25 protein-coding genes are annotated in these 26,857 nt (G+C 63.5%); 3 read left to right on the top strand and 22 right to left on the bottom strand.

Annotation, left to right across the window (positions count from 1 at the left end):
- Positions 1–6: 6 nt before the first annotated feature.
- Positions 7–687 carry a GMC family oxidoreductase gene (locus RIN79_RS15030; protein WP_309085484.1) on the top strand — a complete coding sequence of 227 codons (681 nt, stop codon included), beginning with the start codon at positions 7–9 and terminating at the stop codon, positions 685–687.
- Between the two features lie 900 nt (positions 688–1,587).
- Here the strand turns inward: RIN79_RS15030 and RIN79_RS15035 are convergent.
- Genes RIN79_RS15035 through RIN79_RS15060 form a run of 6 tightly spaced genes read right to left on the bottom strand, consistent with a single transcriptional unit; the run spans position 1,588 to position 7,710 of the window.
- The gene (locus RIN79_RS15035; RefSeq protein ID WP_309085485.1) at positions 1,588–2,352 is read right to left on the bottom strand and encodes an SDR family oxidoreductase; all 765 of its coding nucleotides are present in this window, start codon (positions 2,350–2,352) and stop codon (positions 1,588–1,590) included.
- 1 nt (position 2,353) lies between these two features.
- A complete protein-coding gene (gene hisD, locus RIN79_RS15040; protein WP_309085486.1) occupies positions 2,354–3,676 on the bottom strand; it encodes a histidinol dehydrogenase in 1,323 nt (440 codons plus the stop codon).
- A 13-nt stretch (positions 3,677–3,689) separates the two neighbouring features.
- A complete protein-coding gene (locus tag RIN79_RS15045) occupies positions 3,690–4,634 on the bottom strand; it encodes a 3-hydroxyacyl-CoA dehydrogenase (RefSeq protein WP_309085487.1) in 945 nt (314 codons plus the stop codon).
- Positions 4,635–4,636: 2 nt separating this feature from the next.
- Positions 4,637–5,416: a carbohydrate ABC transporter permease gene (locus RIN79_RS15050; RefSeq protein ID WP_375165946.1), complete on the bottom strand. Its 780-nt coding sequence runs from the start codon at positions 5,414–5,416 to the stop codon at positions 4,637–4,639.
- A 55-nt stretch (positions 5,417–5,471) separates the two neighbouring features.
- A complete protein-coding gene (locus RIN79_RS15055; RefSeq protein WP_309085489.1) occupies positions 5,472–6,401 on the bottom strand; it encodes a sugar ABC transporter permease in 930 nt (309 codons plus the stop codon).
- Positions 6,402–6,453: 52 nt separating this feature from the next.
- Entirely contained in the window at positions 6,454–7,710 is a 1,257-nt protein-coding gene (locus RIN79_RS15060; protein ID WP_309085490.1) for an extracellular solute-binding protein, read from the bottom strand.
- Between the two features lie 212 nt (positions 7,711–7,922).
- On the opposite strand from RIN79_RS15060, the gene RIN79_RS15065 reads away from it, so the two are divergent.
- Positions 7,923–8,780, top strand: coding sequence for a TIM barrel protein (locus tag RIN79_RS15065; protein ID WP_309085491.1), 858 nt, complete (start codon positions 7,923–7,925; stop codon positions 8,778–8,780).
- Positions 8,777–9,862, top strand: a complete 1,086-nt coding sequence (locus RIN79_RS15070; protein ID WP_309085492.1) for a Gfo/Idh/MocA family oxidoreductase — start codon at positions 8,777–8,779, stop codon at positions 9,860–9,862. The genes RIN79_RS15065 and RIN79_RS15070 overlap by 4 nt, the downstream gene beginning before the upstream one ends.
- 4 nt (positions 9,863–9,866) lie before the next feature.
- Here RIN79_RS15070 and RIN79_RS15075 read toward each other — a convergent pair whose 3' ends face one another.
- The 16 genes from RIN79_RS15075 to RIN79_RS15150 all read right to left on the bottom strand — a co-directional run bounded on the left by RIN79_RS15075 (position 9,867) and on the right by RIN79_RS15150 (position 26,851).
- On the bottom strand, positions 9,867–10,877 hold the full coding sequence (locus tag RIN79_RS15075) for a LacI family DNA-binding transcriptional regulator (RefSeq protein ID WP_309085493.1): 1,011 nt from the start codon (positions 10,875–10,877) through the stop codon (positions 9,867–9,869).
- A 233-nt stretch (positions 10,878–11,110) separates the two neighbouring features.
- Positions 11,111–11,893 (bottom strand): ATP-binding cassette domain-containing protein, encoded by a 783-nt coding sequence (locus RIN79_RS15080; RefSeq protein ID WP_309085494.1) that lies wholly within the window; start codon positions 11,891–11,893, stop codon positions 11,111–11,113.
- Position 11,894: 1 nt separating this feature from the next.
- On the bottom strand, positions 11,895–12,959 hold the full coding sequence (locus RIN79_RS15085; protein ID WP_309085495.1) for an ABC transporter permease: 1,065 nt from the start codon (positions 12,957–12,959) through the stop codon (positions 11,895–11,897).
- 6 nt (positions 12,960–12,965) lie between these two features.
- The gene (locus tag RIN79_RS15090) at positions 12,966–13,901 is read right to left on the bottom strand and encodes a substrate-binding domain-containing protein (protein WP_309085496.1); all 936 of its coding nucleotides are present in this window, start codon (positions 13,899–13,901) and stop codon (positions 12,966–12,968) included.
- A gap of 54 nt (positions 13,902–13,955) precedes the next feature.
- A complete protein-coding gene (locus RIN79_RS15095) occupies positions 13,956–14,726 on the bottom strand; it encodes an enoyl-CoA hydratase/isomerase family protein (RefSeq protein ID WP_309085497.1) in 771 nt (256 codons plus the stop codon).
- A 1-nt stretch (position 14,727) separates the two neighbouring features.
- Positions 14,728–15,879 carry an extracellular solute-binding protein gene (locus tag RIN79_RS15100; RefSeq protein ID WP_309085498.1) on the bottom strand — a complete coding sequence of 384 codons (1,152 nt, stop codon included), beginning with the start codon at positions 15,877–15,879 and terminating at the stop codon, positions 14,728–14,730.
- Complete coding sequence (locus RIN79_RS15105; protein WP_309085499.1) at positions 15,879–17,072, bottom strand: CoA transferase; 1,194 nt, start codon at positions 17,070–17,072, stop codon at positions 15,879–15,881. The genes RIN79_RS15100 and RIN79_RS15105 overlap by 1 nt, the downstream gene beginning before the upstream one ends.
- An 11-nt stretch (positions 17,073–17,083) precedes the next feature.
- Positions 17,084–17,866: an SDR family oxidoreductase gene (locus RIN79_RS15110; RefSeq protein WP_309085518.1), complete on the bottom strand. Its 783-nt coding sequence runs from the start codon at positions 17,864–17,866 to the stop codon at positions 17,084–17,086.
- A 2-nt stretch (positions 17,867–17,868) separates the two neighbouring features.
- Positions 17,869–19,050: an aldose 1-epimerase family protein gene (locus RIN79_RS15115; protein WP_309085501.1), complete on the bottom strand. Its 1,182-nt coding sequence runs from the start codon at positions 19,048–19,050 to the stop codon at positions 17,869–17,871.
- Between the two features lie 72 nt (positions 19,051–19,122).
- The gene (locus RIN79_RS15120; protein ID WP_309085502.1) at positions 19,123–20,037 is read right to left on the bottom strand and encodes a sugar phosphate isomerase/epimerase; all 915 of its coding nucleotides are present in this window, start codon (positions 20,035–20,037) and stop codon (positions 19,123–19,125) included.
- A 21-nt stretch (positions 20,038–20,058) separates the two neighbouring features.
- Complete coding sequence (locus tag RIN79_RS15125; protein ID WP_309085503.1) at positions 20,059–21,150, bottom strand: Gfo/Idh/MocA family oxidoreductase; 1,092 nt, start codon at positions 21,148–21,150, stop codon at positions 20,059–20,061.
- A gap of 13 nt (positions 21,151–21,163) precedes the next feature.
- Complete coding sequence (locus tag RIN79_RS15130; RefSeq protein WP_309085504.1) at positions 21,164–22,231, bottom strand: ABC transporter ATP-binding protein; 1,068 nt, start codon at positions 22,229–22,231, stop codon at positions 21,164–21,166.
- A gap of 4 nt (positions 22,232–22,235) precedes the next feature.
- Complete coding sequence (locus RIN79_RS15135) at positions 22,236–23,330, bottom strand: ABC transporter ATP-binding protein (protein WP_309085505.1); 1,095 nt, start codon at positions 23,328–23,330, stop codon at positions 22,236–22,238.
- A complete protein-coding gene (locus RIN79_RS15140; RefSeq protein WP_309085506.1) occupies positions 23,327–24,295 on the bottom strand; it encodes a sugar ABC transporter permease in 969 nt (322 codons plus the stop codon). The genes RIN79_RS15135 and RIN79_RS15140 overlap by 4 nt, the downstream gene beginning before the upstream one ends.
- Positions 24,292–25,152 (bottom strand): carbohydrate ABC transporter permease, encoded by an 861-nt coding sequence (locus RIN79_RS15145; RefSeq protein WP_309085507.1) that lies wholly within the window; start codon positions 25,150–25,152, stop codon positions 24,292–24,294. Before RIN79_RS15145 ends, RIN79_RS15140 begins: the two co-directional genes overlap by 4 nt.
- A gap of 82 nt (positions 25,153–25,234) precedes the next feature.
- Positions 25,235–26,851, bottom strand: a complete 1,617-nt coding sequence (locus RIN79_RS15150) for an extracellular solute-binding protein (RefSeq protein ID WP_309085508.1) — start codon at positions 26,849–26,851, stop codon at positions 25,235–25,237.
- Between the last annotated feature and the right edge of the window lie 6 nt (positions 26,852–26,857).

A 26,857-nucleotide genomic window follows, 5' to 3' on the forward strand; every position in this document is an offset into this window, starting at 1 on the left:
GGCGACATGTTCATGGTTGCCGTGGCCAAATCCGCCTGGCATCCCTTGGGGCGGCAGATCGGCACCTACCTTGCCTGGATCAACAAGGCTTATTCCCGTGGCAGCGTATCGCTGGTCAGCGGCGACCCGCGGATCGCGCCGACGGCAAGCTTCAACTTTCTTGCAGACCACCGCGATCTGCAAAGGCTCAAATCTGCTTTCCGACTGATGGCGCAGCTGGTGTCGACCGCGGCGCTGCGGAACGTCATTGAGTATCCGGTGCCCTCGAGCTACGGCGGCTTTGCCAAGGCGCTCGGCCGGCGCACGTTGCGGAACTTCCTGCTTACCGCCCCGGTGTCTGTAGCCATCGACGCGCTGCCCGGCTTGCGCCGGCAGTTCCTGCACAAAGGTGTCGCCGGTGGCGCTGCGCTCGAAGCCCTCCTTGCCGATGACAACGTGCTCGAAGAGCATGTGAGGTCGAACGCCGTCGGCCAGTGGCACGCCTGCGGCACTTGCCGAATGGGCCTGGCGGACGATCGGTACACGGTGGTCGATCCCTCGACGGCACGGGTCCATGGCCTGGATGGGCTCAGGATCGTGGATGCCTCCGTCATGCCCACGGCCCCGCGCGCCAACATCAACCTTCCTACTATCATGCTGGCCGAGCGGATGTCCGACTTGATCATCGCCGATCTGCGGTCCAACTAGATAATTAGTCCTGGCATTTACCGACGCGATTGAGAGCAGATCTGCTTGGCTGGGAAGCCCATGACTTGCAGCTGATTACGCAGTGTGTGAGAGACCGTTGAGGGTCTTCAGCCCGCCAACGAGATCGTGGGCCGCGACGAAGTTGGCGAAATGTCGGCGGAGCTGATCGTGGCTCTCGTGATAAAAACGCCCGACGGTAGCATCCTTGTCGCAATTCATCTCTCGACTAGACCATGGTGCATGGACATTTGCCCTTGGTCGTGCGGTGCTCGATGTCGTCGGTAATGCAGGTGTATCTTAAGGCATGTGCCCGGAAGCGTTCCGCCTTGGCGATGGCTTGCTTGATCAGGGGAATGGCCGACCGCCGACGCCGGGCGTGGTGACTTGGATGCCGTTGTCGGTGAGCACGGTGTGGATTTTGTGGGGAGCGGCTGGTCAGCCGCAGCAGGAAGCTCTCCACACGGCCGTGGACTTCTCGTGCAGTTCCAAGAAGGCAAACTTACACCGTTGGATGGCAGCGAACATGTGCAGCTTGCCCTCATCGGTGCGCACCTCGGCAACGTCGACTTGGAAGTAGCCGATGGGTAGCTCTTGAACTTCCCTTGTCCGGCTGGCCGCCAGAATACCGCCGCGCGCTACCTGATCACTAGCTCACGTCACCGCTAATAGGCGAGATCGATTGGTCTACCACGAAGCTCCCCTCATCGAAGGCGAGATAGACATAGGCGGGGGCGATCTCGTCGGGAGCGCGACGCGGCGGATCGGCAGCCGATCCGCTTCCGCTGGCGCCAATCGGGATCGCTTACACACCAAGTCGGGCGACAGATCATCAACGACCGCGCGTCCTCTCGCACGCAGCACTGGAACGGCCTCAAAAAGGCGAGTCCCGGCACGTTGAATTCAACCGGCCCTCCAACCGCCGTCCACCAGCAGCGAAGAGCCGGTCACCATCGCCGAGGCATCGGATGCAAGGAACACGACAGCCCCCATGATGTCCTCGACCTTGCCCAGACGCCCAAGCTTGATCTTCGACAACACCCAGGCGCGAAATTCCGCATCACTCAGGCTGCCGGCCGTCATTTCCGTCTCGATGAAGGTCGGGCAGATCGTGTTCACCCGAATATTGTCGGGTCCAAGATCGATGGCCATCCCTCGTGTCAGCCCCTCCACGGCAAATTTCGTGGCCGAATAGATGGAGCGTTGCGGGCCCGAGACGTGCCCCATTTGCGAAGAGATGTTGATGATCGAGCCGGACCGGCCTTCCGCCACAAGCCTGGTCGCAACACATTGCGACACAAAGATCGTCGCTTTCAGATTGAGGTCGACCACGGCCTGATAATCACGCTCCTCCACCTGGAGAAAAGACGCATGGCGCGCGCCGCCAGCGCTGTTGACAAGGATGTCGAAGGCTGGTCGTTCGGCCATGAAGGCTTGAACCGCGGCGGTATCAGTAACGTCCAGCGCCGAGCCGTCGACCCTGAAGCCGCTCTCCCGCATTGCCGCCACAGCCGCTGCCACATCTCGCGCCGTACGGGCGGCGATGGTCACCTCCGCGCCCGCTTCAGCAAGCGCCACCGCGGCCCCAAGGCCGATGCCGCGCGTGCCGCCGGTCACGAGCGCGCGCTTGCCGTCCAGGCGGAAGCTCGGCGTCCTGGGCAGGCGCATCTTAGCCGTCCTTGCGCCGGCTGGCAGCAGCAGCGTAGGGAACATTGCGGCCGCCGTAACGGCGAACGCGGATGTTTGCCTGTTCGGCGTGGCCAGCAAACCCCTCCAGCATGGAGAGACGAGACGCGTATTCGCCGATCTGTGCCGAGGCAGCGTCCGTCTCGACGATCTGCCAGGTGCAGGTCTTCATGAACTTGCCGACCCAGAGGCCGCCGGTATAGCGCGCCGCCTTCATGGTCGGCAGGGTGTGGTTGGTGCCGATCACCTTGTCTCCGTAGGCCACGTTGGTGCGCGGCCCAAGGAAGAGCGCGCCATAGTTTTGCAGCCGGTCGCGAAACCAAAGGTCGCGATCCGTCATCACCTGGACGTGCTCGGAGGCGATCCGGTCCGCCACTTCGGCCATCTCGTCGTAACTTTCGCAGACGATCACCTCGCCGAAATCCGTCCAGGCCTTGCGTGCGATCTCGCCGGTGGGGAGGATGGCGAGCAGCCGCTCCACTTCTTCCATAGTCTCGCGAGCAAGCTTCTCGGAGTTGGTGAGCAGTATGGCCGGCGAGGTCGGGCCGTGCTCCGCCTGGCCCAGAAGGTCCGTAGCGCAGAGCTCGCCGTCCACTGTCTCGTCGGCGATCACAAGCGTTTCGGTCGGGCCGGCAAAGAGGTCGATGCCCACCCGCCCGAAAAGCTGCCGCTTGGCCTCCGCCACATAGGCGTTGCCGGGGCCGACCAGCATGTCCACCGGCTTGATGCTCTCGGTGCCGATCGCCATGGCGCCGACCGCCTGCACGCCACCAAGCACATAGATCTCGTCCGCCCCTGCCATATGCTGGGCGGCGACGATGGCCGGGGCCGGCCGGCCCTGGAAAGGCGGCGCGCAGGTGATCACGCGCGCGCACCCGGCCACCTTGGCCGTCAGGACCGACATGTGAGCGGATGCGAGCAGCGGGTATTTTCCGCCGGGAACATAGCAGCCCACCGCGCTCACGGGCACATGCTTGTGGCCCAGGATGACGCCTGGCAACGTCTCGACGGCGAGCTCACGCATCGTATCCTTCTGCGCCTCAGCGAAATTGCGCACCTGCTCCTGCGCGAAGGCGATGTCGGAGAGATCCTCCTGCGAAAGCTCGGCCATGCAGGCGTCGATCTCCGCCTCGCTCAGGCGAAAATCCTCCCGATCCCATCCATCGAATTTGCGGGAGAGCTCGCGCACCGCCTCGTCGCCCCGCTTCTCGATATCGCCGAGAATGCCCTCGACCACGGCGCGCACCTGACGGTCGGCCTCGGCGCGTTCTTCGATGCTCCTGCTTCGCTTGAGCCAGACGGGCATGGAGCTTTTTCCTCTATTGTTCCTCGGTTATCATCCGGCGCCGATGCGCGACGAGCGCCATCAGCCGACGATCCCGCCATGCGCGCCGCTCGGCAAGCTCGTCCGGCGACAGTTTTGCTCGCCGCTCCGCCTCGACGCGCCTAATCAGGGCTTCCGACCAGGGCCGGGGGTCGCGGCGGTCGAGCGCGATCTTGTGGTAGAGCGGACCGAGACGCTGGGCATAGTCGCCCACTCCGCCCGGCGCGTTGAGATCGATGGTCTCGAAAGGACCCATGAAGGACCAGCGGAGCCCAAGGCCGTCGCGCACCGTGCGGTCGATATCCTCTGCGCTCGCATAGCCTTCTTCAAACAGCGCCCAGGCCTCGTTCAGCAGCGCTCCTTGCAGCCGGTTGAGCACAAAGCCTTCGATCTCGCGCCGCACCGTGATGGGGGTTTGCCCGACTTCCTCCATGAGTTCCCGCACAGAGGCGAGCGCAGCAGAATCGGTCCACGGCGCCCGCACCAGCTCCACCAGCGGCACAAGGTGCGGGGGATTGACCGGGTGGACCACCAGGAAGCGCTCTCGGTTCTTCAGATGTTCGGTAAAGGCCGAAGCGGGAATGCCTGAGCTGGAACTTCCCACGATGGCCTGCGGGTGCATGACGGCATCGATCTGGCTCGACACATCCTTCTTGATGTCCTGCCTTTCAAAGACAGATTCCTGCACGTAGGAGGCGCCCCTGACCGCGCTTCGGAGCTCATCCTCCACGGTCACCCTGGCCGCTATGGTCTCCCTTTCCTCAACGAGCCCGGCCATTTCCATGTCGGCCAGCGCCGCGCTTATGCGCCCGGTCACCGCAGCACGAATAGACGGATCGACGTCGAATACATTCACCCGGAAACCGGCACGCGCGAAGACGATGGCCCAGCCGCAGCCTACCAGGCCAGCCCCCACGACGGCGATCTTTCGCTTCTCCATTGTCATCCTTTCACTGCACCGGTGGTCAGGCCGGCTACAACATAGCGTTGTGCCAGGAGGAACAGGATCGTCGCAGGAAGCATGGTAAGCGTGATGTAGGCGAGGATCCGGTTCCACTCGGTCGAATATTCGCCCTGATAGACCATGATGCCAAGCGGCCACGGGTAGAGCTCGGGGCTGTTGAGCATCACCAGGGGCAGGAGAAAGGCGTTCCAGCTGTGGACGAAGGCGATCACGCCGGTGGTGGCGAGGATCGGCCGCGAGAGCGGGAGAACCACGTGCCAGAAGAAGCCGAAATAGCTGCAGCCGTCGACGAAAGCTGCATCCTTCAGCTCCGCCGGCAGCCCCTTGAAGAAGTTGCGGCAGAGGAGAATGCTCATTGCAAGCCCGAAGGCGGCCTGCGGCAGGATCACGGCCCAATGCGTATTGAGCAGCCCGAGGTCGCGCACCTTGATGAAGAGCGGCAGTACGGCTGTCGCGGCGGGAAACATCAGGCCGAGCGTCAGATAGGCAAGAAGAAATTCGCTGCCAAAGAAGCGAAGCTGCGCGAAGACGAAGGCCGCCATCGCCGAAAAAGCCACCGTGAGGAAGACCGTCGCCAGAGCGATCACCAGCGAGTTTCCCAGCATCTGCCAGTACCGGCTTCCGCGGAGGATTTCCCAATAGACTTCCCATCGCCAGGTTTCGGGCAGCCCGAAAGGATTGACGCGGAGCTCACCTAGCGCCTTGAAGCCGCCGAGGACCGTGATGACGAGAGGGACGAGCACGAAGGCGCCGACCATCAGGAGGACCGCGTAGCGCAGCGGCGCTGGCCAGTGCAGCGGCGAACGGCCCTCCTCAGTCATTGCGCATCACCGTGCGTTTGTACCCGAACGCGAAGATGACGCAGATCAGGAACAGCACCACCCCGACAGCGCTGCCGAAGCCGAAGCGCGTCCGGATGATGCCGAAATTGTAGAGGTAGGTGACGATCGTATGCGTGCTGTCGGAGGGTCCGCCGGCCGTCATCGGCATGATCACATCGAAAAGCTGCAGAGCGCCAACCACCGAAAAGAAGATCGAGAGACGGATGGTTGGGGCCAGCAGAGGCAGCGTTATGGTCCGGAAGAGCGTCCAGCCGCCGGCGCCGTCGATACGCGCGGCTTCGTAGAGCGAGCGGTCGATCTGCTGCAGGCCGGCGATGAAGAGGATCATATGGAGGCCGAAATACTTCCAGACGATCACCAGCAGGATCGCATAGATGGCGAAGTTCCGGTCCGCGAGCACATAGACCGGATCGAGCCCCAGCCAGCCGGTCATCGCTGCGACGACGCCATAGTCGCCGTCATAGATGAAGCGCCAGATCAGCCCCGCGGTCACTTCGGCCAGCACATAGGGGAGGAAGAAGATGAGCCGGAAAGTGTCGGTGAGCGGTTCACGGTCGGCGAGCATCGTTGCCACCAGAAGCGCAAGCGGCATCTGGATGAGCAGCGAGGCCAGGATGATCAACCCGTTGTTGGCAAGTGCGGTGTGGAAGGCGCCGTGCGTGAAAAGCCGAACGTAATTCTGCAGGCCGACGAATTTCTCCGGCGCACCAAAACCGTTCCAGTTGAAGAAGGAGTACTGCGCCGCCTCGAGGATCGGCAGGGCCACGAACACCGTGAAGAGCAGGAGCGCCGGAGGCAGGAAGACGAGCGCCAGCAGCGCCTCGTCCCGGCGAACGAGCCGCAACTTCCAGCCCCTGGAAGCGGCGGTCGCGCTCCCCTCGCCCGCATAGTCCACCGTCATCCCGTACCCTCGGTTCGAGCCCGCGCTAGGCGCGCCTAGCGGTCCGCCGCACTCACTGCTCGAACGCGTAAGCTTCCTGCACCGCGTCCGCTGCTTCCTCGGGCGTCATATTGCCCGCCGCAAGCTCTGCCGAGACATCGTTCACCACGGCGCCAACCGCTGCGCCCAAGGCCTGGTCGTAGAAATTCTGGTGGTAGGTCGATTTTGCAAGATTGGCGGAGATCACCTGATGGATGGGATTGGCAAGCTCAGCCTCGAGCCCCTTCACCGTGGGAATGTAAAAGGACTTCTGCGCCGCCATGCGCTGATTTTCGGGTTGCATGAAGAATGCCAGGAAATCGGCCGCGCGCGGCGAAGCACCCTCGGTTACAAGCCACCCATTGATGCCGCCAAGGGTGGCGTTCGGCTCGTCGGCCCCGCCTTCAACAGTGGGGAGCGGAGCAAAGCCCAGCCGGTCGAGGGGAATGCCGACCCCGTCGGCCGCATTGGCCTTCATGCCGTTGAGCACGAAATCGGCCACCAGCATCATGGCCCCCTTGCCGTCACCGAACTGGCCGACCGACGCACCGTATTTGGTGCCCATATAGCCGGACTGGAAAGGCTCCAGCGCGGTCAGCTGCTGGAAAAGCTCGCCGGCCCTGACGAAGGGCGCGGCTGCGAAGCCCTCGCCTTCCTGAGCGACGGCCGCCTCGAACGCCGCGCTTCCCCCTGCCCTCAGCGCCAGGCCTGACCAGTAGAACATCAGCGGCCATTTGTCGGCTCCGCCGACCACAAGCGGCGTCGTTCCCGCAGCCTTCAGCGTTTCGATGGCTTTAAGAAATCCGTCCCAGGTGGCAAGGGACGCGGGGTCCACATTTGCCGCTCCGAGCATGTCCTTGTTGTAGAAGATCCCGACCTGTGTCATCCGCACCGGCACGCCATAGATGCGGCCATCCAGGGTGAAGGCATCAAGCGCGGCGGGAAGAAGCATGTCCTTTGCAGCAGGATCGAGCTTCTCCGTGAGATCTGCAATGACGCCGGCTTCGACCTGGGCGCGCAGCACACCTCCCGCCCAGCTGTAGATAATATCGGGACGATCGGACGATTGTAGAAGCGTCGTCATCTTCTGCTTGAAAGCTTCGGCTTCAAGGTACTGGAACTGGACGTCTACACCCTGGTTCGCCGACTCGAACTTTTTCGCAAGGTCCTCCCAGAATTCCTGCACCGCCGGGTTCTGTTCGACGTGAACGACGGTGATGACGTCCTCCTGCGCGGCGGCCGCGGCAACGGAAGCCGTCAGAGCCATCGCGGCCCAGAATGTCCTAGCCATCATTTTTCCTCCCTGATGATGCGGCATACGTCATTTACCGTCATCCCTGCCAGTTTTGCAGCGTGTGTCCTGCCTGTCAAGCGCATCGGACATTCCGAAGCCACTTCTGCCCCTGCACGCTAACCTGCCTCTACGGCCGCTGCCATATCGCTATTGCATTTTACGTCTTTTTCTTTCACTACTCGCCATCAATGACTGTGCGGGAGGATTGAATGCGGCCGGACTTCATTGCGACGCAGGCCTACCCCTTCATGCAGCGGGCGCAGCAGCGCGGCCATGCCTGGGAAGACCAACTTGAGAACGCGATGCGTGAAGCGGCCGAGGCCGGCCTCGACGGCTGGGAGCCCATCGTGCGGACGCCGGATCAGGTGGAAGGGATTGCTCTGGCGGCCAAACGGCACCGGCTGGAGATGCCTTCGATCTATATTGGCGGCGCCATGCACGACGAGGTGGAGGGGCGGCGCACCTTTGAAAACATGGTAGCGATTGCCGAGAAGGCGAGGCCATGGGGCGTCCGCTTCATCCTGATCAATCCCAACCCGATCGACTGGAAGGGAAAGGAAAACAAGACGGACGGGCAGCTCATACTGCAGGCAAGCCTCCTCGCCGCCCTGGGAGGCAGGTTCCACGAGATGGGCCTGCGGCTCTGCTATCATTCCCACGATGCAGAGATGCGGGCGAGCGCCCGCGAATTCCACCACATGCTGACCGCGACCGACCCGAACCATGTGCGCCTTTGTCTCGACCCGCACTGGATCTACCGGGGCGCGGAGAACAGCGAGATCGCCCTCCACGACATCATCACCCACTATGGCGACCGCATCGAGCTCGTGCATTTGCGCCAGTCGCGAGACGGGATCTGGGATGAAATCCTTGGCCCGGGTGATCTCGACCACGAGCATCTGGCGACCCGCTTCACCGCCCTCGATCTTCAGCCGCTGCTGGTGCTGGAGCGCGCGCTCGAGGAGGGAACTCCGGAAACGATGAGCGATGTCGAAGCCCATCGCCGCAGTGCGGCATATGCGCGGCAGCTCTTCGCCTCCGCTCGCGCAGAAGGATCGCACGCGTGAGCCGGGTGTTCATCATCGGAGCAGGCTTCATAGGCCGCGCTCACGCGGAGGCTGCCGCCCTGCTTGGAAGCGCGATCCATGTCGCCGATCCCAGCGAGGCGGCGCTGCAAGGCTTTTTGGACAAGTTCCCCGAAGCGGCCGCCTTCCCCGATGCCGACAAGATGCTATCCATTCCTGCGCACGAGGACGACGTGGTTGTGGTTGCGACCCCGCCCGTCACGCATGCGCCGCTGGCCAAGCGTGCGTTCGCTTCGGGCCGCCATGTGCTTGCGGACAAGCCGCTCGGCTTCTCCCTTGCCGACGGGCAGGAGATGCTGACGGCAGCGCGATCGGCGGGAAAGCGGCTGGGCTGTGCCAGCAACCGGTTCCTTGGCTATGCCTCGACCGAGCGAGCGCGGCAGATCGTGCAGAGCGGCGCGCTGGGCGAGATCTACCACGCCACCGTCTGTCATCGCCGCGCGAGAATGCGCAGCGGGATCGAGTATCAGCCGGAGACCCGCTGGTTCCTAGACAAGTCCCGCAGCGGCGGCGGCGTCATGATGGATTGGGGAGTCTATGACCTGACCACCTTCTTCCACGTCCTGGAACCAATCAAGGTGGAGATCCTGCAGGCGTGGATGCGAAGGCCGCCCACGGGAGCCGATCCCACGGACGTGGTTTTCGATGTCGAGACGCATGTAGGGGCGACGCTGCGCGTCACGACGGCAGCAGCGGAGACGGTGATCGTCGATTACGAACGTGCAAGCGCCTCCCAGGGATCGGAGCGCATGATCATGGAAGTCGACGGTCTCACGCGCGCCTTGCGATGGGATTGGATTCCATGGTTGAAGGACGGCAAGGCCGATGTCGCGGTCCGCGAGGACGAGGGCGGAAAGGCCGTCGAGCAGATACAGACCTTCGATCTCTCACGCGAACAGCACTTTCATCATCGGCCCCTCAACTACTTTGTCCGGGCGCTGCAAGGCGAGCCTGTGCCGGCGCTGCTCCACTCCCGCGCAGTCTTTGGTTTTGCCGTCGTGCGGGGCATCTACGAGGTCGCGCAGGGAAGCGGCCCCCTCACATTCGAGCTGACGGATTTCTAATAGGTCAAACCTGCGGAATATTCTCGCGAAAGACGACCTGGATGCGGATCGGCGGCAGATTCGGCTGCGGCTCGCCGCGAGCCGCATGGGCGAGCAGTTCGATGGCATCACGCGCCTCGACCCGCGGGTTCTGGTCGATCACCGCATCCATCACCCGGCGCAGCAGGAACTGCCGCGAGTGCTCGGTCAACTCATGGCCGATGAAGACCACCTTGCCGGCGCACCCAGTCTCCATCAGCGCCATGGCAATGCCGCGGTTTCCGCCGCCGATGTTGTAGATCCCAGCCAGGTCCGGGTGGCGCTTGAGAAGAGCGAGGGCTTCCTGATGCATGGTTTCGACATTGTCGCGAACCTCCCGCATCTCGACCACCTCCAGCCGGGTTTCCTCCGAGAGGAAGTGGCGAAAGCCCATCTCCCGTTCCTCATGACCGCGATAGGCGAGGCTGCCGGCGAACACCGCGATCTTGCCGGTTTCGCTCTTGATGAGGCGTGACAAAAGGAGCCCGGCCAACCGTCCGGCAGCGCGGTTGTCGATGCCCACATACCCGATCTTGGGCACGTTGGTGAGGTCCGAGACCATGTTCAGCACCGGTATTCCGGCGGCTGCGACCTGGCGGATCGCTTCCCGCACCTCGGGGAGATCCACCGCGACAACCCCAATCCCCTGCGACTTCCCCTTGAGCGAAAGAATCTGGGTCGCCAAGCCCTCCGGGTTGCTGCGGTCGAAAAAGCGGATTCGTGGCGTGACCGGTACGCGCGAATTCTCGGCGGCCCCGCGCAAATGCGATGCCAGCGTCTCGATGAAGCTGCTCTGGCCCTCCGGGAGGATGAAGTCGAGGAGAACTGGAGCCGCGACAGGCGCGGACGCCTTGTCGAGATAGCCCGTTTCCTGAGCAACGCGCAGCACTTGCTCGCGCGTGCGCGACTTGACCCGGCCGCGGCCGTTGAGCACGCGGTCAACAGTGGTCGCGCTGACGCCCGCCATCTGCGCAATCATGGCTATGGTTGGACGCATTGGCTCCCGCGCATTGACACCATTCCCGACGAATTGTGACGGAGAATGGTGGTTTTCGCCATTCCGGTCAACCGCCGGCGTGAGCAACGCGCGCATTCAGGCGTCCGGGTCAGGACGCCGAGCATCAGCGTCACCGGCTGCAGAGCCCCAACAGGCATGGCATGCGTGAGGGGCCGATCGCCCAGGCCTGCGGGAGAACTGGAGGTCTCCAGCTTCTGGGCTGAGCCAAAACGTCAGCTTCGCCGGGCGTCCACCTCCAGTTCGTGCAGGTCGGCCCCCGTGATGATCGCCTCAACTTCCAGGATGCTCGTTCCTTCAGCCTTGATGTCGGCTACCACCGTGCCCTGGCGCATGACGACGATGCGATCCGCCACCTGGAAGACATGGTGGATGTTGTGCGTGATGTAGATCACCGAGTGGCCGGCGTCCCGCACCTCCTTGATGAAACGCAGAACTCCATGCGTCTCCTCGACACCCAAGTTGTTGGTGGGCTCGTCAAGGATGATGATCTTGGCGAAGAATTGCATCGCGCGCGAGATGGCGATCGACTGCCGCTCGCCGCCCGAAAGCGCCTTGATAGGCGCGTCGGCATCAAGGTTCTTGCGGATGCCGACGCGGCGGAGCAGGTCGGATGCCTGCCGCTTGAGCTGCGGCAGGTCGAGCGGTGCCAGCGGGCCTAGAAAGGCCGCCTTCACCGGCTCTCGGCCGAGGAACAGGTTGCGCGCAATCGAGAGATCCACGGCCAGGGAACTGTCCTGGTGGATGGTCTCGATGCCAAGGTTCATCGCATCCCGCGGGTTCCTGATTGTGACTTCCTTGCCGTCGACGATAATCCGGCCACGGTCAATGCCATGCAGGCCGGAGATCGCCTTGATGAGGGTGGATTTTCCCGCGCCGTTGTCCCCGAGCAGCGCCACCACCTCCCCGGTATTCACGGTAAGGCTTACATCGCGCAGCGCCTGCACGCTTCCAAAGGATTTCGCGACATTCTCAAGTCTCAAAACTTCGCGCATCATGTCAGGCCCTCGAAGACCGCTTTTGCATGGCCGCGTGGACGACGAGCATCACCAGGATCAAGCCGCCGACGAAGATGTTGAAGGCAAGTCCCGGCACGCCGACGAGCACGATGCCGTTGCGGATGATGCGCAGCAGGAACACGCCGATGATGGTGCCTATGATGGTCCCGCGGCCGCCGGTGAGCGCCGTGCCACCCACGACCACCATTGCAATCACCTCAAGCTCGTACTGGTCCCCTGCGACCGGGGAAGCCGAGGAGATGCGCAACGCACTGATGGTGCCGGCGAGCGCGGCGAGCAGCGAAGTCGCGATGAAGAGGCCGATCTTGACCGCGTCCGCCGGCACGCCGCGTGCAATCGCTGCGTTGCGGTTGCTGCCGATGGCCGAGATCCAGTTGCCCACCTTGGAGTAGTTGAGCACGTAGAAGGCCAGCGCGGCGAGCAGGGCGAACCAGATGATGGAAGCATGAAACCGCACCTCGCCGACATAGAAGCTGCCCGCGAGCAGCGGCTTGAGGATCGTCTCGCCGCTGAAACTGGCAAGCGGGAAGCCCTGCGTGGCAAAGAGGGTCGAGCCCCGGACCAGCAGCAGCATCGCAAGCGTGACGAGAAAGGACGAAATGCCGATCTTGGTCACGAAGAGCCCGTTCGCCAGCCCTATGACAGCCGTCAAGGCGAAGCCGACGATGAGCGCCAGGCCGAGATCGATGCCTGCATGCTGGACAAGCAGCATGGAAATAACCGGGCAGAAGGCGAAGACCGCGCCGACGGACAGATCGAATTCGCCAGCTGTGAGCAGGAGCGTCATGCCAAGGGCGATGATGCCGAGCTCGGGCAGGAAGGCGAGCAGGTTCGCCAGGTTGAGCGGCGACAGAAAGCGATCATTCGCCAGTGTGAAGAAGACGACCGCCAGGCACAGGATGATAAAGGACGAGGTCTCCGGCTTGCGCAGGAGCGCCCGCCAGCGCGTTGATTTCACCTTCGCACCCCCTGTGTCGTGATTCCGGTCGAGCAAGCGATCGGCCCGGGCGGTTCCGCCCGGGCGGGTAAGAGCATCATTCGTCATGGAGCATCATTCGCCGTAGAGCTTCAGGATCGGCTCCACGCTGTCCTTGTCGTAGGTCTGCAGCGTGAAGATGTCATACCCGATCGGCTCGCCATTGGCGGCCATGTTGAGGAGCGCCACGGGCATGAAGCCCTGATGCGACGGATACTGCCAGAGGGCAGCATTCACATAGCCGGCCTTCACCGCCTGCGCTGTTTCCTTCGAATTGCCCCAACCGACCACCGGGATCGAGCCCGGCGCAGCACCCACATTGTCGAAGACGCGCTGCACGCTGGCGGCCACGAGGTCACCCAGCGCGATCACCGCATCGACGTCGTTGGCAATCATGTATTCCGACATCTTCTGGATGACGCCGGCGGGGTCGGTGCCCGCATCGACCACGTCGTACTTGATCTTGAGCGGGTCGAAGACTTCGGCGATGCCCTCGGTCTCCAGCTGTTGGTAGCTCGCCCCAGGCACCTCGACCGGCATGAAGACGCTGTCGCCTTCCTTCACCAGGCCATTGTCGACGAGATATTTTGCCCAAATGCGGCCGGCCATCTTCAGGTCCGCACCGACATAGGCATCGCGACCCGTGGCCGGATCGTCCGTGTTGAAGAAGACGATGGGGATATTCCGTTCCTTGGCGAGTTGCACCTCTTCCATCCAGAGGCCGGGTTGCGCCGAGGTGGTGCCGATGCCATCGGGAGCGGAAGCGATCGCCGCATTGAGGGCTTCCTTCTGCACGGCAAAATCGCCGCCCGAGAAGGAGATGTTGCAGGTGACGTTGAGCTGCCGGCAGGCAGACTGCGCGCCGGCGTTCCAATCGATCCAGAAGGGATCGGATTCACCGCCATGCGACAGCAGGTAAAAGACCTTTTTTGCCTCCTGCGCCTGCGCCGCCGAATGGACGCCGCCCACCGCCAGCAGGACAGCGGCTGCGGTTAACAAGAATCGTTTCATGATGCACTCCTCCAGTTGATCCGGGGAGTCGCGCTCCCCACCCACCAATGTTGATTATTTCCGCCTGAAGACCGGGGGCCGCTTTTCCTTGAACGCCGCCCGGCCCTCCCTTGCGTCTTGGGTCGCGAAGCAGATGGTCTGCAGATCGCGTTCGTATTCGATGGCCTTTTCCAGCGGCATGGCGAACGCTGCCTTCAGGTTGAGCTTCGCCGTCTCGGCCGCGATTGGCGCGCGGCTCGCAATGGTCGCGGCGATTTCGCGCGCCCGCTTCAGGAGGTCACCTTGAGGAACCACCTCGCTCACAAGATTCCAGGCGAGCGCCTTTTCCGCCGGGATCGGATCGCCGGTCATGATCATCAGGGCCGCGTTGGACGCACCGATGGAATGTGCGAGATAAGTCGCCATGCCGCCGCCGCCGATCCAGCCGAGCTTGATCTCAGGCGCGGCGAACTGCGCATTCTGCGAGGCGATGCGGATGTCGCAGGACATCGCCGTCTCCAGCCCGCCCCCGAAGCAATAGCCGTTCACGGCGGCGATGGAGGGCTTCAGGAGCCGGCGGATCGCGTCGCAGTAGTCCGGCCGGTTGCGGAACTGCCAGGGCGTCTCGTAGGTGTCGAGCTCGCGGATATCGGAGCCGGCGCAGAACGCCTTTTCGCCGGCGCCCGTGACGATCACACAGCGGATCGTCTCGCTGTCGTTGCATTCCTCCACCGCCGCGACAATGGCATCGGCCATCTCCGGCGTCACCGCATTGAGCTTTTGGGGCCGGTTGAGGGTGATGACGGCGATGTGTCCGTCAACTTCGAAGCGGATGTCCTCGGTCATGCTATCTCTCGCCACCCTTTGCGGGGCGGCTCTCCTCATAGAGCTTCTGGATCGTCTCGACCGCGCGCGCCGGGGCTTCGCGCTCGGCAAAGGCCTGGCGCAGATAGGCGGAGGCCTTGGTCTGGAAGGCGATATAGCCGGCATGCCGCGGCCGCACATAAGCCGCCTCCAGCGTCGCGGCCGTGCCACGATAGAAGTCGCCCCTGGCTGCGTTCACACGATCGTCCTGCCAGGCCGTGCGGCGGCTTGGCTGGCCGTCATGGAACGGTATGAACTCCCGCTGTGCCTCCTCGCCCATCAGCCAAAGGAGATGCTGCTTCAGTTCCGGCGACATCTCGCAACGGCGCGATACGCCGATGCCGGTGCCGCCGAGGGTCGATCCGGGACGGCCGCCCCTCGCAGCCCGCGGCGCATCCGAGAAGCGGATCGCATGCCCGCTCTTCGGCGCCGCGTAGTTCACGTAGCCGTAGATCAGCGGGCACAGCGCGACATCGTCATGCGCGGCCATATGGCCGAGAATGCCGATGGGATTGTTGTCATAGACACTTTTCGGGCTGCGCGATGCGAGGTCCGCCAGGAGCTCGAAGACTGCCTTGCCGGTCTCCGCCGAAACCAGCACGTCCGGGTCGCGTTCTGCCGGAGGTTCGCCGAAGGCGGTTGCCGCGGAGAGGTAGGAAAGGATCGCGTGCGGCCCGGCGAGCGACAGCGCGACCCTGCCGGTCTCGCGCGACAGGACGGCAACCTCTTCCCACGTGACCGGCACACCGCTTTCGAGAAGGTCCGGCCGCGACGCCATCACCTGTGTCGCCGCATCCAGCGGGAGTGCCCAATGCTTGCCGCCGAAGCGATAGCTGGCCAGGCAAGGGCCGATCGTCGCGCTTTCGAGTTCCGCGATTGCTTCGCTTCCGAAAACATCCTCCAGAGGCGTGAGGCAACCGGCCGCCACGGCCTCCCCGATATGCGGATGGTCGAGCACCACGAGATCATAGCGGCGGCAGAGATCCTCGATGGGATGGGATTCAAAGCCCTCAAGCGGCTGCTTGTCCCAGTCGATGGCAAGCCCGTCCCGCTGCGGATCAAGCCGCGCGGCGGCTGCGGCAAGCGCATTGTAGCCGCGCGGGTGGTCCCAGGTGAGGGCCTCGTATCGGCGCATCAGCGCTCCCCCACCGCGACGACGCCAGCGCTAGCCAGGCGGTCGATCTCGTCGTCCGGGTAGCCCGCTTCCTTCAGCACCTCCCGGGTGTGCTGGCCTGCGAGCGGCGCGCCGCGCTCCACCTTGGAGGGCGTCTTCGAAAACTTGATGGGAAAGCCCGGCGTCTTCACCCGCCCCTCAGTCGGGTGCTCGTACTCCACAAAGGTGCCGTTGTGGGCGATCTGCGGATCCTTGATGAGATCGTCATAGCCGTAGACCGGGCCGGCCCAGATATCGGCTTCGGAGAAAAGCGACAGCCACTCGGCGGAGGTCCGCGCCGTCAGCTTCTCGCGCGTCTTGGCAAAAATCTCGTCGCGCCGGGACCAGCTGTCCACCTCGTCGTTCATGTCGAGGAAGCTTTCCTCGCCAATGATCTCGCCCAGCTTTCCGAGAGGCGGGAACGCAAGGGCGATGTAACCGTCCTTCGTTGCGAAGATACCGTAGGGCGAGCGGATGAAGACGTGGGCGTGGGGCTCGGCCGAACGCTCCTGCTTCTTGCCGCCGACCGTGAAGACGGAAAGTTCCTGCATCTGCAGCGTGGTGATGGCGTCGAGCATGTTGACCTCGACCCGCTGCCCCTCGCCGGTCCGCTCGCGGTGAAAGAGCGCGGCAAGCGCCCCCTCGAAAGCCGTGTAGGCGGCCACCGCATCGACCAGATACTGCCCTGCCGGCGTGGGCGGCTCGCCCTTGCGGCCTGCCGAAAGCATTGCGCCGGACATTGCCTGGAGCAGCAAATCCTGCCCCGGCCGGTTCACATAGGGCCCACTCTCGCCGTAGCCGGACATGGAGACGTAGACGAGCCGCGGATTAAGAGCCGAGAGCGTGTCGTAGTCGACGCCCAGCCGCTTCGCGACACCAGGGCGATAATTCTGAAGGAAGACGTCGGCCGTCTTCACCAGGTCCAGCAGGATCTTCTTTCCGTCCTCCGACTTGAGGTCGATGGCAAGCGACCGCTTGTTGCGGTTAAGCGAGAGAAAAGAGACGTTGATCTTGTTGCCCCTCGCTCCACCGGCCGAGACGTGACGCTGCCATTCGCCGGTGACGGGCTCCACCTTGATCACATCGGCGCCAAGATCCCCAAGCCGCTGGGCGGCAAAGGGGCCGGCCATCGCGATGGAACAGTCGAGGACGCGGATGCCACTCAGAATTCCCATGTATTGACCTTTCAGTGCATGACCCAGCCGCCATCGACATTGATGGTCTGGCCGGTGATGAAGCCGGATTCCTCGGAGGCGAGGAACATGAGCGCATAGGCAATGTCTCGCGGGTGCCCGCGGCGCTTGACCGCCTGGTGCTCCAGCACGAAACGCGTATAGCCTTCAGGATCCGGGTGGATCTTTTCCGCATCCGTGGGAAATGCTCCCGGTGCGACGGCATTCACGGTGATGCCGTATTGGCCGAATTCGCGCGCCCAAGCCCGTGTGAGCCCGATCAGCGCGCCCTTGGACTGCACATAAGGGGACAGCTTGGCCCAGCCCCCATAGGCCGTGACCGAGGCGATGTTGATGATGCGGCCAAAACCCTTCTCGCGCATGCCCGGCAAGGCTGCCTGCACGCAGACGATGCCGGCATCCACATTCACCCGCTGCACCATCTGGTGCTCTTCGATCGTGTATTCCTCGAAGGGCTTTGACGGGTAGATGGCGGCATTGTTGATGACCACGTCGAAGCCGCCGAGCTCACGCGCCTTCCCGTCGAGCTTCCTGCGCAGGTCGGCGAGATCCGCAAGGTCTGCCTCGCAGACAGTGAGTCCCTGCAGCCCCTCGCGCTCCACAGCCTTTGCAAGCGACTCGACCTTGCCATGGTCGTTGTCGATGGCGAGCACCCGAGCGCCGGCCCGCAGGAAATGCAGCGTGGTCTCTGCGCCCAGCCCGCCGGCTGCGCCCGTATAGAGGATCGTTTTGCCCGCTACCGACATCAAGGCCGCTTTCTCCCTCGTGGTCTGCATGTTCACGAGCGGCCTCCGATCGGCAGGTGGTTGCCGGAAGGTTCCGGATAATCTTCCGCCGGCTGAGCAGCGATTGCCGTGATCCGCTCCTCGCAGGCAGCAATCTCCTTCTTGTCGGCCAGGATCCTGAAGACCGTGTCGTAGCGGCGCTCATCCCCATGCTCGAGCCAGATCAGTTCGCCGCGATCGCGGGCTGCCTTGTGACCAAGAACGTGGTTGGTGGAGGGCTCTATGCCCAGCGCATATTGACCGGCCTGCAGGTTCTGCCACTCATACATGCAGGGGAACTGATCCTTCCGCGTCACCACCTCCAAGCCTATGCCGAGCGTGTCGTTGACGACGGCCACGGGCACCTCCCCCTCTCCTGATGTGCCAAGCTCATGCTGCCAGACCTGCTCGTGGAAGTTGAGCTGTGGGGCGGGAAGCGTGCGATAGCCGACATTCTGCTTGCGGTACGCCTCGCCCGCATGCGCCGCCCAAACCACGTCCTTGATGGGTGCGAGATAGCGCGACCCTTCCGCCACCACCGGATGGCCGACATTGATGTGGTAGCAATACATATGCGGCGTGCGATAGAAGCCGCGATTGACGACCTTGTCCGAAAGCCTGACCTCGTTGGTGCCGGCCTTCGCCTCGATGCGTCGGACAAGCTGGAGATCTTCACCAAAGACGGTGCCTTGGCTGACGACCCCTTCGCACCAGAGGAAGCAGTCGTCCCCCTCCCATCGCTCGCCATAGCCAGTGAGGCGCGCAGGAATTGTGCCGACGCGGCCATGGATCGAGTGGCTGACGGTCTTGCGGGGTCCGTAGACATAATGGTCCGCCGGCTCGTCATACATGAAGAGGATGTGGTCCAGCCCGCAGGTGACCATCAGGCCCGAGAAAGAACGCAGCCAGGCAAGCCCGCCCTCCCCTTCATACTCGTGCAGCCCCGGATGGCGGAAACCGGCAGGCGAGTGCCAGCCCACTGCCATGCCGCGATATTCGCAATCGGCAATGTCGAGCGCCCGGTCGACGAGCACGGTGAAGCGCAGCCCCGTGCCGGTGCGGAACTCCAGCATGCGGATGCCGCGCTCCAGCCCGTCGCCCAAAGTCATCAGTCGCACGCCGGCGAATTGCGAGAGCGCGCCCGCCCGGGCTGCGATCTCGCGGCGCGACAGTGCCTCTCCATAAAGTTCGACCATGTTTCCTTCCTGCTGTTCCGCCCGCCGCGGCGGACCTTTCCTGCTTGTTGGGTACGGGCAGCCGCCTGAAGCTCAGAGCCCGTTGGCGCGCAGCTTCCCGTCGAGAAACTTCTTCGCGCGCGGAACGTCGGCCTCATCCAGATGCTCGATGATGATCGGGATGTTGGGATGCTTGCGGGCGAGCCTCTGGAGGTAAAGATCGTAGTTGAGGGAGCCCAGACCCGGCGCCGGCAGCTCGATCTCGCCCACACCGCGGAAAGTGTGGCTTTCCAGCGCGTCCTCGTCGCCGATATCGGCGTGCTTTTCCGATTTGTCGTCGCCGGAGCGCTTCACATCCTTGGCGTGCGCGATCTTGATCTTGTCCGAGAGCGTGTCGAAGACCTGGTTCAGGATCTGGTCCATGCGGTCGATATTGTGCGTCTCGAAATAGTTCGTGGGGTCCATCAGCAGCCCGAGACCGGGGTGATCCACCTCCGCGAACATCCTGACGGTCTCCTCCACCGAGCCGACCACATTGTTCACATAGGTCTCCAGCAGGAACGTCGCCCCGTGGTCGTAGGCATGCCGGGCAAGATCGGCGATGACCTTGCGGCAATCCTCGAATCCCTCCTCGGTCTTGTTCTTCGGGTGGTGCACCCAGTCACTCTCGGTGTTGAAGGTGCCGGTCTCCGAGATCACATAGGGGCTGCCCAGATACTGCGCGTGGCGGATGATCTCCTTGAGATAGCCGACGCGCCGCTCCCTCTCGGCCGGATCCGGGTGGACGATGTTGGTGTAGCCGGAGATGCAGCAGATCGGCAGGTTGTGATCGCGAAAGGTTTCGCGGATGCGGACGCACTTCTCCTTCGTGATCTGCCCCGCTGAAACGTCAACATCCTTGAAGTGCATGTCGAGTTGCACGGTGTTGAAATTCAGCTCCCTGATCTTCCTGGCGGTCTCCTCCAACGTATAGGGGAAGTAGCCCGTGAAAATGCCCACCTGCATCATGATGTGTGTCCTCCCTGGAACTCAGTTGATAGAGATTTCGGAAAGCCGGACGGTCCGGCCCTCGGCAATCGACCTGTAGCCGGCCTCGACCAGCGCCATTGTCTTGACATTGTCCTCAATGGAGAGCGCGGGCGGCGTGCCCGTCTTCAGCGCGTATTGCAGCTGCTCCATCACGCCGATGAAGGCGTGCGGAAACCACATGGTCTCCCATTTCGGCTCGACCCACTTGCCGCCCGTCGTTTTGGTCGATGCATAGGCGAGCGTTGACGGCGCGCCCGTGGGCCAGCCGATTGTCCCGCGCGCCACGCCTGCCGTGCCGTCGACGCGCCAGCGGATATGCTGGTCGTCTTCGTAGCCCTCCTGGCGCGGACCCGACCACACATCCTCGAGCGAGACCGCCAGCACACCCGACGGAAACCGGAGCGTCGATACGGTGATGCCGTCCAGGTGCTCGAATTCCGTGCGCGGGTCCTTGCGTGTGAGTGTCGTGATCTCCTGCGGATCGCCGAAGAGAAAGCGCAGCGCATCGAGGTGATGCACACTCATATTGGCGAGCGTGAGCCGGTCATAGTCGCGCAGGAAGGTCTGCCAGTGCGGAATGGCGTGCATGTCGATCTCGGCGAAGACGATCTCGCCGAGATCGCCGGCGTCGATGATCTGCTTCAGCACGCGCATCGACTGGTCGTAGCGCATGTTCTGGTTGACCGAGACGACCTTGCCGGCAGCCTTTGCCTCATCGCGCAGCCTGGCCGCCTCCTCCACGGAAAGGGCGAGCGGCTTCTGGGCAAGGATAGCTCTGATATGAGGCTGCTTGAGTGCGTGGCGGATGAGCGCGGGCTGCTGGTCCGGCGGGAAGGCGAGGTCGATGATCTCGATAGCCGGGTCCTCGATCAGGGCTTCCGGCGTGTCATGCACCCTTGGGATGCCGTAGCGCTCCGCCACCTTCGCCGCGTTCCCCCTGGTGCGCGAGGCGATGGCGCCTATCTTGAAGTCTGCCTGCCGGTAGGCCGCAAGATGGCATTCCGCCATGATCATGCCGGCGCCAATGCAGCCGATCGTGTAGTCGCGGCAGCGGACCTCCGGGTCCGGCTGGAACGTTCCTGCTTGTGTCATCTCTTCCTCCCTTTCACCGGCCAAGCGCCTCACCCGCCCGTCCGAAGAAGTGAACCCGGTCCGGATGGACGGAGAGCGCTACCGGAGCATCAGCGGCGATCTGCGGCTGACCGCGGATCAGCGCCTTGAGTTTTTCGTTCCCCGCCTCGAGGGTGACCACCGTGTGGCCGCCAAGCGGCTCCACCTCGAACACCGTGGCCGCCCCGCCGTCGCTCGTCTGCGTCCACGGCGCGACCTTCAAATCCTCCGGCCTTACCCCCAGCGCGCTTGCTTCGTCGGGCACCTGCCCAGCCGGAATCCGGATCGCGCCGCCGGCCGCCGCAAAAAACAGAGCCGCAGGGTCGCGCACCGCCGGCAAGATGTTCATCATGGGAGAACCGAGCAGGCGCGCCACATAGGCGCTCGCAGGCCGGTCGTAAATTTCCGCGGGCGTGCCGATCTGGCGGATGGCGCCACCCTCCAGGATGGCCATGCGGTCGGCCACCGACATGGCTTCTTCCTGGTCGTGCGTGACATAGACCAGCGTCTTGCCGAGCTCGCGCTGGATACGCTTCAGTTCCACCCGCGTTTCCTCGCGCAGGCGCGCATCGAGCGCCGAGATCGGGTCATCCATGAGATAGGCCGCAGGGTCGCGCACCAACGCGCGGGCAATCGCCACGCGCTGCCGCTCTCCGCCTGAAAGCTGCGCCGGCGGCTTGTGCAGGATATGGCCGATAAGCAGCTTCTCCGACACCGCCGCCACACGGCGCGCGATATCGGCCTCCGGTATTTTCCGCTCCGCAAGGGGAAAACGGATGTTGTCGCGCGCGCTCATGTGCGGGAAAAGCGCCAGGTTCTGGAAGACCATGGCGACGTTACGCTCCGCCGGGGAGACCCCGTTGACCAGCCTGCCGCCGATCAGGATCTCGCCTTCGTCCGGCGTCTCCAGGCCAAGGATCAGGCGCAAAATGGTCGTCTTGCCTGAAAGCGGCGGGCCGAAGAAGCAGAAGAACTCGTTGTCCTCTACCGCAAAGGAGGCGTCGTTCACCGCCACCGTGTTGCCGTAGCGCTTGCTGACATTGCGGAAGACGATCTCGGCCATTGTCTCACGCGCTCCCGATCGCCAGGCCGGTTGCGAGGTCGAAGAGCCGGACGGTCTTTTCATTGGCGGCGATGACGGCTGTCTCGCCAGCCGAAAGCCCCACATCATTGTCGAAGACCGCCTTCAACGCTGCCTCACCCGCGCCGAAATGCACGATGGTGCGCGCGCCGATGCGCTCCACGAAGGTGACGGGAAGCCGGATCCCCTGTCCCTCCGCCGAAACCGAAACTTCTTCGGGTCGGAAACCGTAAAACACCTCACCGCCCGAAAGCCGCCGCGCAACTGCCGACAGCTGGTCGGGCAACGGCGGCGTAACGCCCAATGAGCCCAGATCCACCACCAGCCCGCGGTCGCTTTCGGCAAGGCGGCCCCTGAAAAGGTTCATGCCGGGCGAACCGATAAAGCGGGCAACGAAGACATTCGCCGGATTGTTGTAGACTCCGAGCGGTGTGCCCACCTGCTGCAGCACGCCCTGATCCATCACGGCAATGCGATCGGCCATGGTCATGGCTTCGAGCTGGTCGTGCGTGACATAGACCATGGTCTGCCGGAACTGCCGCTGCAGGTGCTTCAGCTCGGTGCGCATCACCGCACGGAAGGCTGCATCCACATTCGACAGCGGCTCATCCAGCAGGAAGATGGCCGGCTCTATGATGGCCGACCGTCCGATGGCGAGCCGCTGCAGAATGTTGACCGAAAGCTTTGCAGAAGGCCTGTCGAGAAAGGCCGTGAGTTGCAGGAGATCGGCAACGGCTTTCACGCGGCGCTCGATCTCGTGCGCCGGAAGCCCGTGCATCTTCGGCCCATAGGCCAGGTTCTGGCGCACGGTCATGTGGGTGAAGATGGCATAGTTCTGGAAAACAAAGCCCACGCCGCGCCGGCTCATGGGCACGCCAGTCATGTCTCGCCCGTCAAAGAGGATGCGGCCTCCGCTTGGCTCCTCCATGCCGGCAATCATGTTCATGGTCGTCGACTTGCCGCAGCCCGAAGGACCGAGCAGCGCCATGAACTCGCCATCGCGAATGTCGAGATCCATGGCCCGAAGGGCGGTGAAATCTCCGAAACGCTTTGTCAGTCCATCCAGGCGGATCGCGGTCATGGCGCCTCCTTTCCGGCTGCGGCCATGCGCTTGATGGCAAAGGCGGCAAGCAGGGAGAGCGCGATCAGGATCGCCAGTGCGATCGCCGCCACATAACCCCAGATCAGGTCCTGCGTCGTGAGCTTGTAGATGTAGACGGAGATCGTCTCCGTGGCCACGCCCGGCCCGCCGCCGGTCATGATGTAGAGCGTATCGAAGATCTTGAAGTTCTCGATCACCCGGATGGCGAGTGCAATGACGATGATCGCCTTCATCCGCGGCAGCACGATGGTGACGAATCGCTGCCACCAGGAGGCGCCGAGAAGGGTTGCAGCTTTCAGCTGGTCCTCCGGGACGCCGACCAGTCCGGCGAGCAGGATCAGGAACATGAGCGGCGTCCACTGCCAAATGTCCGCCACGATCACAGCCAAAAGCGCAAGGTTCGGATCGGACAGCCAGGCGACGCTCACCCGCGTCCCGGCGAGCGTGGAAAGGATGTCGTTCACCGGCCCGCCCGACTGGAAGAGCATGAAGAACATGTAGCCGGCCACAGCGGGCACCACCATCATGGGCACCAGCAGGACGGAATAGAAGATCCTCTTCCCGGCGAACTCGTCCATGAACAGGATCGCAAGGCCGAGACCGAGGAGGAATTCCGCGGGCACGCATATGCCCATTACCACTGCCGTGCGCCACAGCGCGTTCCAGAACCGGGTGTCGGATGCGAGGTCCGTGTAGTTGGCGAAGCTGTTCCACAGCTCCCAGGCCTGCCACCAGCCGATGCCATCGAGCGGCGACCAGTCGGTGAGGCTGATATAGGCCTGCATCAGCAGCGGAAACGCGGCGATGAAAAGCACCAGCAGCTGCGCCGGCAGTGTGAGAGCGAGGCCGAGGCGGCGGCCTTCGCGATCGCCTCGCTCGCTGCGCGCCGCTGCGGCGGACGCAGAGCTTCCTGCCCGCACCTTGGTTGTCGCGGAGACGCTCATTGCTTCAGCGCCCCGAAGGTGACCCCGCGCACAAGATGGCGCTGGATGGCAATGCCGAGGATGACCGGTGGTATCGCCGCAATCAGCCCAAGAGCCGCCTTGGCGCCGTAGAGCTGCCCGGTCATGGAGGACGAGAGCGAAGCCATGTAGACGGGGATGGTCACCCACTCGCGCGTGGTGAGCAGCAGCGCGATCAGATAGTCGGACCAATTCAGGATGAAGACGAAGAGCGCCGAGCTTGCGAGCGGCGCGCGCATCATCGGCAGGGTGATCTTAATGAAAACACGGAAGCGCGAACAGCCTTCCACGAGCGCTGCCTCCTCGATTTCGCGCGGCATGTCGTCGAAGAAGGTCTTCATCAGCCAGAAGGCGAAGGGCAGCGTGACGATCCCGTAGATGAGGGCCAATCCCCACCAGGTGTCGACCAGGCCCAGGAAGGACCACATGATCATGACTGGGATCATCACGGCCATGGGCGGAAAAAGGCGGAGCTGGATCAGCGCCAGCGGCAGGTTCTGCCCCGAGCCGAAGCGCGACAGGGCGTAGGCCGCTGCCGTGCCGGAGGCCATGGCGATGATCGTGCCAAAGGTCGCGGAGAGCAGCGAGGCGAGGATTGGCTTCCCGGCCGTGCGGTCGAGCGCCACGATCAGCGCGCTGGTGGATTCGCCGAAGATGAAGCGGAAATTGTCGAGCGTCGGGCTTTTCGGCCACCAGGTGAGGTCGGCGCCGGTCGCGGTCCATTCGGGAATCGGCTTGAACGCCATCGAGGTCATCCAGAGGATCGGGATGAGCGCGAAGGCGAGCGCCAGGAGGATGGCGGCGTAGCGGAAGATCTCGAAGGCGGGCGAACGGGTCATCTGAACGCTTGCGTGACTCTCTTCAGGCGGGCGGGAGGAGGACGATCCCCCCGCCCGCACTCAGGCATCAGGCGACCCGAAATCAGGTGCCGATCGGATCGAGCACCGTGGGCCAGGCTTCCTTGTTGGCCTTGATTGCCTCCAGAAGCTTGTCCTCGCCTACGCGCCGGGCGATGCGCTTCCACTCCCGGTCGGTATCAGCCATCGCCTGCTCGGGCGTCTTGGACTTGGTGAGCGCCGCCACCAGGTTCTCGTCGAGCGCGTTGTGGAAGGCCGTGGCGCCGGGATAGTTGATGGTGGGCACCGTTCGCGCCACCGTCTCGCGCACGATATCCATGTGGTAGCCGTGATAGGTCTGCCGCACGAGCGGATCGGAGAAGTCCGACAGCCGGAACGGGTCGAAATAGCCACCGGGGTTGGCGGTCATCCAGGCATAGATCCGGCTCGAACCCAGCCATTGCAGGAGGAGATAGCAGGCCTCCGGGTGCTGGCTCTGGGCCGAGACGGAAGCCGAGAGGTTCAGCCACAGAACCGAGCGGCGCACCAGCTTGTCGTCGATGGCGCGTCCGGGCGGGAGCATCGAGCCGATCTTGCCAGTGATCTTGGAGCCCTCATTGGCCGGATTGTCCAGGAATTTCGGAAGATTCGAGAAGGCGCAGGTCATTGCCGCGCCGCCTGAAGCGAAATTTCCGTACTGTTCCGGCCAGCCCCAGGAGATGGCATCGGGAGAGTGATGCGCGAGCGAGGCGACATATTCCTCGGTGGCCTTGACGCCCGCCTCCGAATTGATGAGTGCTGTGCCCGCATCGTCAAACAGGAACTGGTTCGGCGAGCCCATGGAGACGTAGCGCTGGTACCAGTTCGTGTAGCCCCAGCCCTGGTTGCGCAGGTCGGTCGACCCAAAGAGCCCCTGGTCCGGGCGGTGGAAGAAAGCGGCCACCTCGTCGAATTCCGCCCAGGTCGCAGGCAGCGCCAGTTCGCGCCCATGCCGGTCGGCAAATGCCTTCTTCTCGGCGTCGTCGTTGAAGAGGTCGGTGCGGTAGACCCAGACCTGGAAGTCGCCGTCGAGCGACACGCCGTAGGTTGAACCGCGATACTGGTTGAGCAGTGAAACGCCCTTCTGCCCGCCCACATAGCCGCGCTCCGGATCGTCCCATTCCGGCCGGTGCTTTTCCACATATTCATCGAGATTGACGATGCCGCCCGTCTCGGCGAGATCGCCCAGCCGGTTCCATTCGACAGCGTAGATGTCGTAGGCTCCTCCTTTGGTGGAGATGTCCTGCATCGTCTTGGTGAATTCCTGGCCGTTCGGAACGCCCACGATGTCGAGCGTGATGCCCGTCTCCTTCTCCCACAGCTCCTTGATGGAGGGAGCGCCGGCGGGAAATGGCTGCGTCAGCTGACCAATCGAGCCGTCGGAAAGGCCGAGCACGATGCGCGAGGGCGCCTTGCCCGCACCCTTCAATTCCTTGACGGCCTCGATCGCGCGCCCCTCGGGGGTATCAGGACCATATTGGTAGCGTTCAGCGCCCTCAAAGCCGGTCGGGCCGCCAATCATGCCCGGCGCCAGCGCGTCTGCAGCCTGCGCCCTCGCCGGCCGAATAAATTTCGGAGCGAGCCCCACAGCCGCGATCGCCGCCACTGCCTGCCCTCCGGACGCCAGCAGCCGGCGTCGCGAAACGCGGATCATGTTTGTCATTGCAAG

Source organism: Chelativorans sp. (assembly GCF_031180965.1).
Taxonomy (GTDB): domain Bacteria; phylum Pseudomonadota; class Alphaproteobacteria; order Rhizobiales; family Rhizobiaceae; genus Chelativorans.

Bases quoted from the DNA above. Each gene is read 5' to 3' on its own strand.
- RIN79_RS15030 (WP_309085484.1), top strand. From the start codon at position 7: ATGTTCATGGTTGCCGTGGCCAAATCCGCCTGGCATCCCTTGGGGCGG.
- RIN79_RS15035 (WP_309085485.1), bottom strand. From the start codon at position 2,352: ATGCGCCTGCCCAGGACGCCGAGCTTCCGCCTGGACGGCAAGCGCGCG.
- hisD (WP_309085486.1), bottom strand. From the start codon at position 3,676: ATGCCCGTCTGGCTCAAGCGAAGCAGGAGCATCGAAGAACGCGCCGAG.
- RIN79_RS15045 (WP_309085487.1), bottom strand. From the start codon at position 4,634: ATGGAGAAGCGAAAGATCGCCGTCGTGGGGGCTGGCCTGGTAGGCTGC.
- RIN79_RS15050 (WP_375165946.1), bottom strand. From the start codon at position 5,416: ATGGTCGGCGCCTTCGTGCTCGTCCCTCTCGTCATCACGGTCCTCGGC.
- RIN79_RS15055 (WP_309085489.1), bottom strand. From the start codon at position 6,401: ATGACGGTGGACTATGCGGGCGAGGGGAGCGCGACCGCCGCTTCCAGG.
- RIN79_RS15060 (WP_309085490.1), bottom strand. From the start codon at position 7,710: ATGGCTAGGACATTCTGGGCCGCGATGGCTCTGACGGCTTCCGTTGCC.
- RIN79_RS15065 (WP_309085491.1), top strand. From the start codon at position 7,923: ATGCGGCCGGACTTCATTGCGACGCAGGCCTACCCCTTCATGCAGCGG.
- RIN79_RS15075 (WP_309085493.1), bottom strand. From the start codon at position 10,877: ATGCGTCCAACCATAGCCATGATTGCGCAGATGGCGGGCGTCAGCGCG.
- RIN79_RS15080 (WP_309085494.1), bottom strand. From the start codon at position 11,893: ATGATGCGCGAAGTTTTGAGACTTGAGAATGTCGCGAAATCCTTTGGA.
- RIN79_RS15085 (WP_309085495.1), bottom strand. From the start codon at position 12,959: ATGACGAATGATGCTCTTACCCGCCCGGGCGGAACCGCCCGGGCCGAT.
- RIN79_RS15090 (WP_309085496.1), bottom strand. From the start codon at position 13,901: ATGAAACGATTCTTGTTAACCGCAGCCGCTGTCCTGCTGGCGGTGGGC.
- RIN79_RS15095 (WP_309085497.1), bottom strand. From the start codon at position 14,726: ATGACCGAGGACATCCGCTTCGAAGTTGACGGACACATCGCCGTCATC.
- RIN79_RS15100 (WP_309085498.1), bottom strand. From the start codon at position 15,879: ATGCGCCGATACGAGGCCCTCACCTGGGACCACCCGCGCGGCTACAAT.
- RIN79_RS15105 (WP_309085499.1), bottom strand. From the start codon at position 17,072: ATGGGAATTCTGAGTGGCATCCGCGTCCTCGACTGTTCCATCGCGATG.
- RIN79_RS15110 (WP_309085518.1), bottom strand. From the start codon at position 17,866: ATGCAGACCACGAGGGAGAAAGCGGCCTTGATGTCGGTAGCGGGCAAA.
- RIN79_RS15115 (WP_309085501.1), bottom strand. From the start codon at position 19,050: ATGGTCGAACTTTATGGAGAGGCACTGTCGCGCCGCGAGATCGCAGCC.
- RIN79_RS15120 (WP_309085502.1), bottom strand. From the start codon at position 20,037: ATGATGCAGGTGGGCATTTTCACGGGCTACTTCCCCTATACGTTGGAG.
- RIN79_RS15125 (WP_309085503.1), bottom strand. From the start codon at position 21,150: ATGACACAAGCAGGAACGTTCCAGCCGGACCCGGAGGTCCGCTGCCGC.
- RIN79_RS15130 (WP_309085504.1), bottom strand. From the start codon at position 22,231: ATGGCCGAGATCGTCTTCCGCAATGTCAGCAAGCGCTACGGCAACACG.
- RIN79_RS15135 (WP_309085505.1), bottom strand. From the start codon at position 23,330: ATGACCGCGATCCGCCTGGATGGACTGACAAAGCGTTTCGGAGATTTC.
- RIN79_RS15140 (WP_309085506.1), bottom strand. From the start codon at position 24,295: ATGAGCGTCTCCGCGACAACCAAGGTGCGGGCAGGAAGCTCTGCGTCC.
- RIN79_RS15145 (WP_309085507.1), bottom strand. From the start codon at position 25,152: ATGACCCGTTCGCCCGCCTTCGAGATCTTCCGCTACGCCGCCATCCTC.
- RIN79_RS15150 (WP_309085508.1), bottom strand. From the start codon at position 26,851: ATGACAAACATGATCCGCGTTTCGCGACGCCGGCTGCTGGCGTCCGGA.